A 13721-nucleotide genomic window follows, 5' to 3' on the forward strand; every position below is an offset into this window, starting at 1 on the left:
GCACTGTGTTGAGTCGAAACCCGCCTTCAGCGGTTTCGACCGCACGCTTTTGGAGCGCCTGCACTGAAGCAAGCGCCATCAAAGTGCCATAATCGCAGGATTGCTCATGCCAGTCGCCATGATCGATGTGCTCTGGGTCGTGCTTTGCGCCGGCCTGGTGTTCAACATGCAGTTGGGGTTTCTGTGTCTGGAGTCGGGCCTGACCCGCAGCAAGAACGCCATCAATGTCGCGGTCAAGAACATGGCCGACCTCAGCGTCGCGGTCCTGGTCTACTGGATATACGGCTTCAGCCTGATGTTCGGCGCCAGCCAGGGCGGCTGGTTTGGTGATGGCTTCGTCCTGCTGTCGTTCGAAGACACCTGGCAGGCGGCCTTCTTCCTGTTCCAGGCCATGTTTTGCACCACCGCCGCGACCATCGTCTCCGGCGCCGCAGCCGAGCGCATGCGCTTTAGCGGCTACCTGCTGGTAACGCTGGTGGCCGCCGGACTGATCTATCCCTTTTACGGCCACTGGGCCTGGGCTGGCGAGTTCAGTCAGGGCGAAGGCTGGCTGGCCGCCAGCGGCTTTGTCGACTTCGCCGGAGCCACCGTGGTCCACGGTATTGGCGGCTGGGTGGCGCTGGCGGTGATTCTGGTGCTGGGTCCACGCCAGGGCCGCTTCGACCAACCCCGTCAGGGCCGCAGCCTGCCCGGCTCGAACCTGCCAATGGCCATGCTCGGCGCCCTGCTGTTGCTGTTTGGCTGGTTTGGCTTCAACGGCGGCAGCACCCTGAGTTTCGACGGCCGGGTGCCGGGGATCATCGCCAACACAGTGCTGGCGGCAGTGGCCGGAATCTTCGGCGGCATGCTGATGTCCTTGCTGCGCTGGCGACTGATCGATCCGGTATACCCGCTCAACGGCCTGATCGCCGGCATGGTGGCTATCACCGCCAGCGCCCATGCGGTGAGCGCGGCAACCGCCGTACTGATTGGCCTGATTGGTAGTCTGGTGATGTATCTGGCTGACCGGCTGCTGCAACGCTGGCGCATCGACGATGCGGTCGGCGCGGTTCCAGTGCATCTGGCCAGTGGCATCTGGGGCACGCTGGCGGTAGCGCTGCTGGCCGACCTTGAGCGGCTGGGTACCGGGCTGAATCGCTGGCAACAGTTCGGTGTCCAGCTCGAAGGGGTACTGGTCGCCGCGCTCTGGGCCTTCGGCCTGACCTGGCTGCTGTTGCGTCTGATCAACCGGCTGCTACCGCTGCGGGTTGACGCCAGCGCCGAAGCCGTGGGCCTTAACGTCTCCGAACATGGTGCCCGGACCGAACTGGTGGAGCTGCTCGAGGCCATGGCCACCCATCAGCGTGACGGCCACTTCAGCCACGAGGTCCCAGTCGAGCCCTTTACCGAGGTCGGTCAGATCGCCAGCCAGTACAACAAGGTAATCCGCGCCCTGCGCGAGGCGGTGGGCAAGACCCAGGCGATCGTCCGCGATATCCGCGACGGCATTGTCACCTGCAACGCCGATGGCATTCTGGCCAGCTGCAACCCCGGCGCCGAGCGACTATTCGGTTTGCCGGCCGAACGGCTGATCGGCCGGCCGCTCGACCAGTTGGTGGCAGAGCGCGACTGGCGTGGTCTGGACATGCCGGAGCAGGGTGATGAACTGAAGCAGGAGGTGTTGCTGTGCCGCCAGGAACATGAGCAATTCATCGCCGAACTGACTGTCAGTCGCGGTTCGCTGGAGGCCGATCTGTTCACCTGCACTATCCGCGATATCACCGAACGCCGGCGGATCGAGCAGCAACTGTTCCACGAAAAGATGCTGGCCCAGGTGACCCTGGCCTCAATCGGTGACGGCGTGATCAGTACCGGCCCGGACGGGCGGATCCGCTATCTCAACCCGGTCGCCGAGCAATTGACCGGCTGGCCCGAGGCCACCGCCACCGGCCAGAATCTGGAAGAGGTCTACCGGCTTTACGACGAGCTCAGCGGTGAGCGCTTGAGCAATCCGGTAACCACGCTGCTGCGACGCCTTAGTAACCCGCCACAACGCCCCGAAGGCAGCGCAGCCTTGCTGCGCCGGGCCGACGGCAGTGAGGTGCCCGTACAGGATGCCGTTGCGCCGATCCGCGACGCCGAAGGCCGGATCATCGGCGCGGTGCTGACCTTCCGCGATGTCACCGTGACCCGTCGGCTGGCCCGCGAACTGTCCTACCAGGCCGCCCACGACCAGCTTACCGGGCTGGCCAATCGCGCCGAGTTCGAGCGCCGGCTGGCCATGGTCCTGCACCAACCCGGCAAAGAGCGCGGCGAACAGGTGTTGTGTTACATGGACCTGGACCAGTTCAAGGTGGTCAATGACACCTGTGGCCATGCCGCCGGTGACGAACTGCTGCGGCAACTGGCCAAACTGTTCCAGAGCCGGATCCGCGCCAGCGATGTGCTGGCTAGACTGGGCGGCGATGAGTTCGGCCTGCTGCTGCTCGGCTGCCCGCTGGAAGAAGCGCTGCCGGTGGCCGACAGCATTCGTGCGCTGGTCGAAGACTTCCGCTTCAGCTGGGAAGGCAAGAGCTTCGCCATCGGCGTCAGCATCGGCCTGGTGCAGCTCGATGCCGAGGCCGACTCGCTGGGCAGCCTGCTCAGTGCCGCCGACAGCGCCTGCTATGCCGCCAAGGACGCCGGGCGTAACCGCATCCACATTTATCAGGCCGATGACCAGCAACTGCTTGAACGGCGCGGCGAAATGCTCTGGGTCAACCGGATTCGGCAGGCGCTGGACAATGATCAACTACGCCTGTTCGTCCAGCCGATCATCGCCCTACAACATGCCAGTCGCGGTCCCAGCTATGAAGTCCTGGTGCGCATGCTCGGCGAAGACGGACGCATCATCCCGCCGGGTGCCTTCATGCCCGCAGCCGAACGTTACGACCTGGCAGTGGCTATCGACCGCTGGGTGATCAGCAACTTCCTGGCCTGGGTCGGCGACTATTGTCGGCGCCATCCCGAACAACCGGGCAATTACTCGATCAACCTGTCGGCGGCCTCGATCAGCGAGGAAAGCTTCCTCGACTTCGTACTCGGCGCCCTGGAGCGCCACCGGGTACCAACTGCCTGTATCTGTTTCGAGATCACCGAAACCAGCGCCATCGCCAACCTCAGCCGGGCCCTGATCTTCATGCAGCGGCTCAAGGCCATCGGCTGCGAGTTCGCCCTGGATGACTTTGGCTCGGGACTGTCCTCGTTCGCCTACCTCAAGACCCTGCCTGTGGATTACCTGAAGATCGACGGGGTGTTCGTCCGCGATATCGCCAGCGACCCGATTGCCCGGGCCATGGTCGCCTCGATCAACACCATCGGCCATGAAATGGGACTGCGCACGGTCGCCGAGTTCGTCGAAAACCAGAACATCCTCGAACACCTGCATGAACTGGGCGTCGACTACGCCCAGGGCTATCACCTCGGTCCACCGCAACCACTGGGCGAGCTGAGTGGGGTGCGGATGATGCCGCGTTGAGCTGGGCGCAGCAGTAACCGGGCGATTAGCGTCAAGTCCCGAGCAGTTTTGTCGCCAGCTGGTTGTGCTGTTCGACCAACAGCCCCAGCTCGGCACTCAGCAACTGCCCGTCGGCAATCACCTGCCGGCCATTGATGATGCTGTGGCAAACCCGGGGCGGGGTGCAGAACACCAGCGCTGCCAACGGATCGACCTGAGCTCCAGCCAGGCTGATGTCATCGCAACGGAAGCTGATGATGTCGGCACAGTAGCCGGCCTGAATCCGCCCCAGCGCCGCCGCCCGGCCCAGCACCTCGGCACCACCCCGGGTGGCCAGCTCCAGCGCTTCACGGGCACTCATGGCCGCCGGGTTTTCATCCCGCACCCGAGCACTGAGCATGGCCTGACGCGCCTCATTGAGCAGATGGTTGCTGTCATTCGAAGCACTGCCATCCACGCCCAGCCCAACCTTGACGCCAGCGTCACGCATCTTGCGCACCGGTGCCAGCCCCGAGGCCAGGCGCATGTTCGAACACGGACAGTGGGCAACCCCGGTGCCGGTCCGGGCAAACAGGGCGATGCCCGGGTCGTCGAGCTTGACGCAGTGCGCATGCCAGGCATTCTCGCCCAGCCAGTCGACCTCCTCGACATACTGTGCCGGGGTCATGCCATAGACGCTCTGGCAGAACTCAACATCCTTCCAGTTCTCGGCGGTGTGGGTGTGCATCCCGACCCCATAAGCCCGCGCCAGCCGACCAGTTTCGAGCATCAGCTCGCGGGTTACGGTAAATGGTGAGGATGGCGCCACCACCACCCGCACCATGGCGTCAAAGGCTGGGTCGTTGTAACGCTCGATGACCCGCTGCATATCATCAAGAATCGCCTGCTCATCGGCCTCGACCAGCACATCCGGCGGCAACCCGCCACGACTCTGGCCCAGGCTGATGGCCCCGCGGCCGGCATGAAAGCGAATTCCCAGCTCACTGGCGGCCTGAATGCTGTCCTCCAGCTGAATGCCATTGACGTACAGATAAGCCTGGTCCATCGCCGTGGTACAGCCACTGAGCATCAGTTCGGCAACAGCCGTGCGGGTGGCGGTTCTGGCCATCTCCGGGGTCAACCGGGCCCAGACCGGAAACAGCGCGCTGAGCCAGTCGAACAGCTCGGCATCCTGAGCCGCCGGCAGTACCCGGGTCAGCGACTGAAACATGTGGTGATGAGTATTGATCAGCCCAGGCAGAACGACCTGGCCACTCAGATCGATAACCCGGTCGGCGCTGGTTGGCAGCTCATTGGCCGGCCCCACCGCCTCAATCAGGCTGCCACGAATCAGAATCGAGGCGTCAGTCAGTTCCCGGCGCTGATCATCCATGGTGGCAATCAGGCGGGCATTCTTGAGCAGTAGGGTCGATGACATGTGTGCTCCTGTCAGTTACGGCCAACGGCTTAACTTTGGCTTGAACCCAAGGTAGCAGGACACATCGCTTTTAGGGAAACTGGGCAGCGCATCAGGCAAGTCATCTTCAGCATTGAGGGTAGCTGAACGCCTGATGCTTTCGGAAACTGATACGTGCCTTCGGAGGCCAGTATCGCCTAATTGGGCTAAAAGGCATTGCGCGGTTTCATTCGATAAATATCTGGTATTTCAGTGGGATAGGTGCATTCGTGATCAGATTTTGAGGGGCGCTTGAGGTGGATTAACGCATGTTTAGGCTGCAGCTGGTGATGGCATGGACACAGTTTATGGTAGGATTTTTCTGCGGTATTGAATGATTTTGAGTATCGCCTAAAATGATTGCGTATTCCGGCGAACGTGACCGATTTGCACACGGCCTTCACGCTGGAACGGGTTTTGTACTCTGAGCGGTCACGATGGGTCAACCGATACTGCGTTTTGGGCGTTAGCCTTTCTCAGCGATTCCCCCTTCAGGTTGAGCCGATGGGCCCCGTGCAGGAGCCGGTCCAGGATGGCGTCGGCGAGCGTGGCGGAGCCGATGTAGTCGTGCCAGTGTTCGGTGGGTAGCTGGCTGGCAATGAGCGTTGAACCACGTCCATGACGGTCCTCGATCACCTCCATCAGATCCTGTCGTTGCTGTGCATTGACCTTCTGCATGCCCCAGTCATCGAGGATCAGCAGATCGGTTTTCAACAGTTGTGTCATCAGGCGGGCGTAGCTGCCATCGCCGTGGGCGATTCGCACTTGCTCGAACAGCCGTGGCACCCGCAGGTAGCGGACGGACAGCCCTTGGCGGCAGGCCTGGTTGCCCAGGGCGCAGGCCAGCCAGGTCTTGCCGCAGCCGGTGGGACCGGTGATGCACAGGTTCAGAGATTGACCGATCCAGTCACAGCTGGCCAGGCCTGCCATACGGTAACGTTCCAGCCCTCGCGGGTGGCGATAGTCTATGTCTTCGATGCAGGCCTGCACGCGCAAGCGGGCAGCCTTCAGTAACCGGTCCAGTCGGCGGTTTTCCCGGTGCAGCACTTCCCGGTCCACCAGCAGAGCCAGGCGCTCCTCGAACGCCAGATCGTGGGTTTGCGGTTGCGCTCGTTGCTGTTCCAGGGCGTCGCACATGCCCGTTAGCTTGAGGTGGCGCAGGGTGTTGAGTGTGTTGTGAGTCAGCATAGGTATCTCCGGGATCAGTGGTAGTAATGCGGGCCGCGAACGTTGGTGTGCGCCGGCAGGTCGGTCAGGTCACGCTCATCGTCGGCCAGAGGCAGCGGGAACTGGTCCAGCCCCTGTTTCAGGATCGAGGTGATGCTCTGGTAGCTGGCGGAGTTGATCGACAGCGCCCGGGCACAGGCTTGTTCAAGGCGTTCACGGCTGTAGCGCCGACTGAGATTCAGTAACCCCAGGCAAGCGCGGTAGCCATGCTCTGGATGAGGGCGGTCCTTGAGCTGGCTCTGCACCACCCCCAGCGTGCCGGGGCCGATGTCCTTGGCCCAGTTGAGGAAGCGCTGCGGCGACCAGTCCTTGTGGGCCTGATGCGCCTTGGGCATGTGTTCGGTCACGGTCACGAAGCGGCTCTTCCCGTGGCGGGGATGTAACGCCACCCGCTGGCCCTTGTGCATGACCTCCAGGGCGATATCCGTGACCCGTACGTCCAGAACCAGCCCCACCAGGGCGTGAGGCACGCTGTACAGCCGCTTGTCGATCTCGATGTGGTAGTCGATGCCTGGCCTGGCCTTGCGCCATTCGGCGTAGGTATAGGGCGCTACTGGCAGAGGCCGCAGTGCCGGTCGATCAAGTGCGTCGAACAGGCTGTGACGGCTCTCGGTCCGCCCTTGGAACGGGCGCTGGTTCAGGGCTGGTAGCAACGCGGCAATGGCGGCATTCAATTCGGCCAGGGAGAAGAACATCTGGTGCCGTAAACGGGCCAGGATCCAGCGCTCAACCAACAGCACCGACGTCTCAGCCTTCGCCTTGTCCTTGGGCTTGTAGGGCCGTGCTGGCAATACCGCCGTCTGATAATGGCAGGCCAGCTCAGCATAGGTCTCGTTGATCGTCGGACTGTAGCGGTCGGCCTTGGTCACCGCCGCCTTGAGGTTATCCGGAACCAGCAGTTCCGGTACCCCGCCAAAGAACATGAACATCCTCTGATGGGAGGCGATCCAGTCTGGAAGGCTCTGGCTCCAGGTGGCCTCGGCGAAGGTGTAACTGGACGCGCCCAGCACTGCCACAAAGACCTGGGCCTTGCGCACCTCACCGGTAGAGCGGTCTACCACCGGCACAGTAGGGCCGCAGTAATCGATAAAGATCTTCTCGCCAGCCCGATGGACCTGACGCATGCTGCGGCGCTGCCGGCCACGCCAGAGCCGGTAGTGGTGGCAGTACTGGCTGTAGCGATACGCCTTGTCGCCGTGGCGTTCTACGTACTCGGCCCAGAGCAGTTGCAAGGTGACGCCTTTGGTCTTGAGCTCCTGATGAACTGGGAAGTAATCGGGCTCGGCAAAGCGTGACGGTGGCGCCTTTGCCGGGAACAGCAGCGCGTACAGCCGAACCTCGTCCAGGTCCTTCGGCAGTGGCCAGGTAACGCCCTGGACCTGGGCCAGGGTGACGTACTTGCCGACGACGCCCTTGGAGAGTCCGCAGGCACGGGCAATGCGCTCGTGACTCAGACCGGCTTCGTATTTGAGGCGCAAGACCTCGGTGATCTGTCGCATGGAAATCCTCGCAGCCGGCATCCGCTCTTCCTCGTGGAAAAAGGAAGGGGTATGCGCGATTAAGTTGAAGAATTCCAGTGTGTTGGCAGTGATTCCGGGGGAACGTGACCGACGATTCCGGCATCGTGACCGGCAATTCCGGGATATCACCCAAAATCGGTCACGATAAAACGCAATGAGCGGTCACGTTAGTCCGGAACAGGCGGTCACGTTCAAACGGAATGGGCGGTCACGATAGGCCGGAATATGCAATGATGGCTCACCTAGCCACAGACTGTGAGACCCTTCTCGCATGGCGATCTACAAAACGCTTAAGCTGAGCTCACTGTATCCCCATCCAGTGATAACGCAGTCGGTGAACGACTCGCTGAATGTCTATGGAAATGACAGCGTCAATGAGCTCAGCGATGCAATGCTGGAGGTTCTGCAGCAGGCACACCCAGTGCATGTTGTGCCGGCAGGGTCAGACAAAACATACCATTTTTTTGCTGGTTGGCAGCTTTTTCATGAGTTGCGTCGACGTGGCAGGTCCAACGTTTACGCCGTGATTCATACTACTCCCCCGCCGAACCTCGAAGAGTGGGCGGTTATGGCTGAGTTGGTTCTGTCTAGCCCCGCTGTCGCCAAGGCGCGTCGTCCTGAGAGCGCCTATCCTCTACTGAGCAGGAGTAGATGGCTGTGGGGAAAAGTGTTTTCAGGGTCCAGCCCTCGTACACCGGTTAAAGCGCTTGAGCGTTTGTGCGGGATTTCACGAGCTGCAGCGCAACGGATTGCAGCGCCAGAAACTCCGGATCACGAGCCAAGCATGCTTCAAGAGCTGCTCGGGATAAACTCTGAGAGGGGGCAGCAATGATCCGCAAATTGCTTGGCAAAAGCGATGATGACATCAGACTGAAAACACTCTGTCAGCTGTCAAACCGGATCCTGCAAGATTTCGCCGAGGATAAGGCTAATGGTCCAGAGCTTAGGGATGTCGCAAAGGGATATGTCACTGAAAAGCCAGACATCGATCGGGCCATTGAGGATGCAAATGCTCGACTGATCCTAGAATACCTGCGTGCCAAGAGAAAAATTTCTGAGTCTCAAGCTGAGGCGTTTTTATGCATCAGGCCAGAGTCACCCCAGCTGAGAAATCTTCAGGGACTGATTTTACTCAGCGCTCTTGAGCACGCGCAAATGTTCAGCGATCCAGAGCGCCCCCGGCATGCGATGATGCAGTTTCGTCTCCTTTATGAGGACCGGACTAAGGCCAGGCGCAGGGGCACCGCAGAAATTGATAGTGAATCGTACCGGGTTTTATGGAGGCCATTTCGTTTAAGTCAGGCCGCCATGGTCTGACCGGATTGTTGCTGGTAGAAGTTTGCCTCAGCTTCTGCCGGGGGTATATACCCAATCGAGCTCAGCAACCGCTGGTGGTTGTACCAGTGAACCCATTTCAAAGTGGCGATTTCCACGGCTTCGCGACTACGCCAGGACTGCCGATAGATCAGCTCCGCTTTGTATAACCCGTTGATGGTTTCAGCCAAAGCGTTGTCATAGCTATCGCCTTTGCTGTCTACAGAGGGCTCTATGCCGGCCTCAGCGAGACGCTCGGTGTATCGGATGGAGACGTATTGGCTACCCCTGTCGCTATGGTGTATCAGGCCGTCCATGCGGCTCGGCTGTCGAGCGTGCAGCGCTTGCTCCAGGGCATCCAGAACGAAGTCTGTTCGCATGCTGTTGCTCACCCGCCAGCCAACGATACGCCGGGCAAATACATCGACCACGAAGGCGACGTAGAGCCAGCCTTGCCACGTTGAAACATAAGTAAAGTCGGACACCCATAGCTGATTGGGTCGATCCGCATGGAACTGGCGTTGGACCCTATCCAGCGGACAAATCGCGTTCTCATTCGGGATGGCGGTGCGGATCACATGACCGCGACGAACGCCCTGCAGGCCCAGTTGACGCATCAGCCGCTGTACCGTGCAGCGAGCAATATCAATGCCCTCACGCTTGAGTTGCTTCCAGACTTTCACGACGCCATAGCACTGCATATTGTCATCCCAGACTCGCTGGATTTTATCGCTCAACAGCTCGTCCTGTTTGGCACGAGCGCTTCGCAGTTCGGGTTGACGGGCTTTGGCTGCATGCACGTAATAACCGGACGGAGCGATCTGGATTACCCGACAGATCGACTCGACTCCGTAGCGGTCACGGTACTCGTCAACTAAGGCGTTCAGGGTTTGTTGCGGCGCCGGGGTGCCGGCCAGTCGGGCTCCGCCTGGGCAAAATACGCACTGGCCAGGCGCAGAATCTCGTTCGCTTTGCGCAGTTCCCGGTTCTCGCGTTCCAGAGCCTTGATGCGTTCTCGTTCCTCGGTCGTCTGGCCGGGGCGGTGGCCAATATCAGTCTGGTGTTTGCGTATCCAGCCATGCAGCGTCTGGGGGACACAGCCAATCTTGGGCGCAATGGATTCGATGGCTGCCCATTCGGAGGGGTAGTCCTTCAGGTTCTCCAGAACCATGCGCACAGCACGTTCACGGACTTCAGGGGAATAGCTATTCAAAAGCGTCGGATACGTATTTGAGGAAGATCAGCCCCAGTACCACGTGCTTGTAGTTGGCAGCGTCCAGGTTGGCGCGGAGCTTGTCGGCGGCTTTCCAGAGTTTGTCGTCCAGTGCCTTTAGAAACTGTTGTTCTGTGCTATTCATTATTTCCTCTGGTGTTCAAAGCGGTAATTCCCTATTGCTCCACAGAGGCTGTAACCGGGGCCGGCGGTGTGCAATGCATCAACGGGCGCGGTCAGGGTGTACTCTACCGAATAAGATAGCGAAGCGGTGAAGCGCAGCACCCATGGGGACGTTCGACCTTAGGCGATCTGATATTGAGCTGCAATTGGTTTGGTATGTCCGCTGTGAGCTGTAAAGAACTGGAACGTCAGTCGGGTTGGGCGCGGGAGCTAATACTCAAAATATCGCTCTCTGCTAAAAGCGAAAAAAATCAGTGGGCACGGTTTGGGCACATTTTGGGCACACGGCTTTTTTCCAGGCTTTTTCAGTGATGGAGGGCAGAGGTCATTCTGACAAAGTGTTTTGAAAAGGCGAGTGAGTACTTATTTTCTGTAGTCGCCGAATTGGGCACAAGAAAAGAGAGCTAGGAGAGTTGTAAGTCGTTGATTTTGAATGAGAATGGCGCACCCGACAGGATTCGAACCTGTGACCCCCGCCTTCGGAGGGCGGTACTCTATCCAGCTGAGCTACGGGTGCGTGGCGGTAAAACGTTCGTATTTTGACATCTTTTTGCACCTTGGCTCAATTCAATGAGTGCTGCCTTCGGAGGGCAGTACTCTATCCAGCTGAGCTACGGGTGCGTTTCAGGGCCGCAATAATACGCATTGAATCGCTCGGCGTCCATGCCCTGTTGTCATGCGACTGCGTGACGTGTCAGGGTTATTGCCGGGCCCAGCTATTTTGTCGCTTGCGGGTTTACCGGTATACTCGCGCACAATGTCCGGGTTCTGCTGCCGGCTGATACTTATAGCTATGATGAGGATGTTCAAGGTGACGACTGTGAAAAAACTTCTGGCCGCCTCTGCGGCCATGCTTGCCCTGATGGCCGGTAGTGCCTTTGCGACTGCGGTTGAAGACGCCATTGCCGAGCGGATCAAGCCGTTTGGTTCGGTATGTCTGGCTGGCGATCCCTGTGCTGAAGAAACCGGCGCTGTAGCAGCCGCCTCTCCAGCCGGCGGGGCGCGTTCGGGCGAAGCGGTTTACAAGCAGTTCTGCACCGCCTGTCACAGCACTGGTCTGCTGGGCGCCCCCGTTACCGGTGATACCCCGGCCTGGCAGGCCCGCCATGGCGGCAACCTGGATGAGCTGCTGGCCACCGCGATCAGCGGGATCAACGCCATGCCGCCGAAAGGCACCTGCGCCGACTGCTCCGATGACGAGCTGATGGACGCCATCAAGCACATGTCCGGCCTGTAAGCCGAACGCTTGAAGCAAAAAGCCGCCCAGCCAGGGCGGCTTTTTTGTGCCCTAGCGCCCGATCAAGCTGCGGATATTGGCCAACGCTTCCTTGCCGCGGGCCTGCTTCTGCTCCACCGGCACATCCTCGGTGCCCTCCCATTCCAGATCCTCGGCTGGCAGTTCATCGAGAAAACGGCTGGGCAGACAATCGATAACCTCACCGAACTGGCGTCGGCGAGCGGCGAAGGTGAAAGCCAGGGTCTTGCGTGCACGGGTGATGCCGACGTAGGTCAGCCGGCGCTCTTCCTCGACGCTGTCAGCTTCGATGCTGGAGCGGTGCGGGAGGATCTCTTCCTCCATGCCCATGATGTAGACATGCGGATACTCCAAGCCCTTGGAGGCATGCAGGGTCATCAACTGCACCCGGTCAACGTCCTCTTCCTCTTCGTGGCGCTCGAGCATGTCGCGCAATACCAGCTTGGCGATGGCATCCTCGATATCGGTTTCACCGCTCTCGTCACGCTCGATGGTGGTCTTGAGCGCATCAAGCAGGAACCAGACGTTGCCCATGCGCTTGGCGGCGATCTCGTCGCTGGAGCAGTTCTGGCGAATCCAGTTCTCGTAGTCCAGATCCAGGATCATGTCGCGCAGCACCGCAATCGGCTCCTCCCGGGCACAACGTTGACGGATGCCCTCGAGCCAGCGCTGAAAGCGCTGCAGACGCTCCAGATAGCGCGACTCCAGATGCTCGCCCAGTCCCACCTCGGCACAGGCCTGAAACAGGTTGACGCCACGATCGGTAGCGTAGTTGCCGAGCTTTTCCAGGGTTGCCGGGCCGATCTCCCGGCGCGGCACGTTGATGACCCGCAGCAGTGCGTTGTCGTCGTCCGGGTTGACCAGCAGGCGGAAGTAGGCCATCAGGTCCTTGACCTCCTGGCGGCTGAAGAAGCTGGTGCCGCCGGACAGGTGGTAGGGGATCTGGTGGTGCTGCAGCTTGAGTTCGATCAGCCGGGCCTGGTGATTGCCGCGATAGAGAATGGCGAAATCCTTCCAGGCGCGCTTGTGCTGCATGTGCATCATCTGGATGTCGGTGGCTACTCGTTCGGCTTCGGCTTCCTCGTTGCGGCAACGGATCACCCGGATCGGCTCGCCATAACCCAGCTCGCTCCAGAGCTGCTTGTCGAAGACGTGCGGGTTGTTGGCAATCAGGGTGTTGGCGGCCCGCAGGATGCGGCTGGTGGAACGGTAGTTCTGCTCCAGCATCACCACCTTGAGCGCCGGAAAGTCTTCCTTGAGCAACGCCAAGTTTTCTGGCCGGGCACCACGCCAGGCGTAGATCGACTGGTCGTCATCGCCCACCACGGTAAAGCGCGCCTGATTGCCGACCAGCATCTTCACCAGCAGGTACTGGCTAGCGTTGGTGTCCTGGTATTCGTCGACCAGCATGTAGCGGATACGAAATTGCCACTTTTCCAACACATCCGGGTGATTGCGAAACAACATCACAGGGATCAGGATCAGGTCATCGAAATCGACCGCGTTGTAGGCCTTGAGCGTGCGCTGATAGTGCATGTAAACGCTGGCGGCGGTCTGCTCCTGCGGAGTCCGGGCCTTGGCCAATGCCTCCTCGGGCAGAATCAGGTCGTTCTTCCAGTTGGAGATCTGCGCTTGGATGCCATCGATACCGTCGTCGGCACCGTAGTCGCGATGCATCAGGTCGGTGATCAGCGCGGTGGCATCCTGCTGGTCGAAGATTGAGAAGCCCGGCTTGTAGCCCAGGCGCTGATGCTCCTTGCGGATGATGTTCAGGCCCAGGTTATGGAAAGTCGAGACGGTCAGGCCACGGGCATCACCGCCCTTGAGCAGCAGGCTAACGCGCTCTTTCATTTCACGCGCGGCCTTGTTGGTGAAGGTCACGGCGACAATGTACTGGGCCTTGATCCCGCATTCGCGCACCAGGTAGGCGATCTTGCGGGTGATCACGCTGGTCTTGCCGCTGCCGGCCCCGGCCAGTACCAACAGTGGGCCACTGATGTAATGAACGGCTTCCTGTTGACGGGGGTTGAGATTCGACACGCGTATTGATCTCCGGCTGGTGGCCGACAATTCTACCAGCAGAAACTGTGATCGACAGC

The 13721-nt window shown here is 60.2% G+C and carries 8 protein-coding genes, 1 tRNA gene, 1 pseudogene and 1 other annotated feature; of the genes and pseudogenes, 3 read left to right on the forward strand and 7 right to left on the reverse strand.

The annotated features are described in order from the left end of the window. The first annotated feature begins 106 nt into the window (after positions 1-106). Positions 107-3496 (forward strand): ammonium transporter, encoded by a 3390-nt coding sequence (gene amt, locus C2846_RS13315; protein WP_119701644.1) that lies wholly within the window; start codon positions 107-109, stop codon positions 3494-3496. Between the two features lie 31 nt (positions 3497-3527). Here the strand turns inward: amt and C2846_RS13320 are convergent, their stop codons facing one another. The 3 genes from C2846_RS13320 to istA form a co-directional block, all read right to left on the reverse strand. After that, positions 3528-4892 carry an 8-oxoguanine deaminase gene (locus C2846_RS13320; RefSeq protein ID WP_119701645.1) on the reverse strand — a complete coding sequence of 455 codons (1365 nt, stop codon included), beginning with the start codon at positions 4890-4892 and terminating at the stop codon, positions 3528-3530. A gap of 450 nt (positions 4893-5342) precedes the next feature. After that, complete coding sequence (istB, locus tag C2846_RS13325; protein WP_119701646.1) at positions 5343-6098, reverse strand: IS21-like element helper ATPase IstB; 756 nt, start codon at positions 6096-6098, stop codon at positions 5343-5345. Between the two features lie 14 nt (positions 6099-6112). Continuing rightward, positions 6113-7657: an IS21 family transposase gene (gene istA, locus C2846_RS13330; RefSeq protein WP_165443824.1), complete on the reverse strand. Its 1545-nt coding sequence runs from the start codon at positions 7655-7657 to the stop codon at positions 6113-6115. 828 nt (positions 7658-8485) lie between these two features. On the opposite strand from istA, the gene C2846_RS13335 reads away from it, so the two are divergent. After that, positions 8486-8974: a hypothetical protein gene (locus C2846_RS13335; protein WP_119701648.1), complete on the forward strand. Its 489-nt coding sequence runs from the start codon at positions 8486-8488 to the stop codon at positions 8972-8974. Here C2846_RS13335 and C2846_RS13340 read toward each other — a convergent pair. From C2846_RS13340 to C2846_RS13350, 3 genes and pseudogenes are all read right to left on the reverse strand, one after another. Continuing rightward, positions 8956-10142 (reverse strand): IS3 family transposase gene (locus tag C2846_RS13340; protein WP_119701649.1). Its coding sequence is split into 2 segments (ribosomal slippage): positions 8956-9905 and positions 9905-10142, totalling 1188 coding nucleotides; the frame shifts between segments, so codons are not numbered across the junction. The genes C2846_RS13335 and C2846_RS13340 overlap by 19 nt on opposite strands. Further along, positions 9784-9915, reverse strand: a sequence feature (AL1L pseudoknot). It overlaps the preceding gene by 132 nt. A gap of 37 nt (positions 10143-10179) precedes the next feature. Next, positions 10180-10329, reverse strand: a pseudogene (locus C2846_RS13345) (type I restriction-modification system subunit M N-terminal domain-containing protein); the annotation flags it as partial. A gap of 478 nt (positions 10330-10807) precedes the next feature. After that, positions 10808-10884, reverse strand: a tRNA-Arg gene (locus C2846_RS13350). A gap of 294 nt (positions 10885-11178) precedes the next feature. Here C2846_RS13350 and C2846_RS13355 point away from each other — a divergent pair. After that, positions 11179-11604, forward strand: coding sequence for a c-type cytochrome (locus tag C2846_RS13355; protein WP_095626080.1), 426 nt, complete (start codon positions 11179-11181; stop codon positions 11602-11604). Positions 11605-11655: 51 nt separating this feature from the next. On the opposite strand, the gene rep is transcribed toward C2846_RS13355, so the two are convergent. After that, positions 11656-13662, reverse strand: coding sequence for a DNA helicase Rep (gene rep / locus C2846_RS13360; RefSeq protein ID WP_119701650.1), 2007 nt, complete (start codon positions 13660-13662; stop codon positions 11656-11658). Positions 13663-13721 lie beyond the last annotated feature (59 nt).

Source organism: Pseudomonas jilinensis, from assembly GCF_003586265.1.
Classification (GTDB): domain Bacteria; phylum Pseudomonadota; class Gammaproteobacteria; order Pseudomonadales; family Pseudomonadaceae; genus Halopseudomonas; species Halopseudomonas phragmitis.

What these genes read in the sequence shown, in the direction of transcription:
- C2846_RS13320 (WP_119701645.1), bottom strand. Translation starts at nt 4,892, where the DNA reads ATGTCATCGACCCTACTGCTCAAGAATGCCCGCCTGATTGCCACCATG.
- istB (WP_119701646.1), bottom strand. Translation starts at nt 6,098, where the DNA reads ATGCTGACTCACAACACACTCAACACCCTGCGCCACCTCAAGCTAACG.
- amt (WP_119701644.1), top strand. Translation starts at nt 107, where the DNA reads ATGCCAGTCGCCATGATCGATGTGCTCTGGGTCGTGCTTTGCGCCGGC.
- C2846_RS13335 (WP_119701648.1), top strand. Translation starts at nt 8,486, where the DNA reads ATGATCCGCAAATTGCTTGGCAAAAGCGATGATGACATCAGACTGAAA.
- istA (WP_165443824.1), bottom strand. Translation starts at nt 7,657, where the DNA reads ATGCCGGCTGCGAGGATTTCCATGCGACAGATCACCGAGGTCTTGCGC.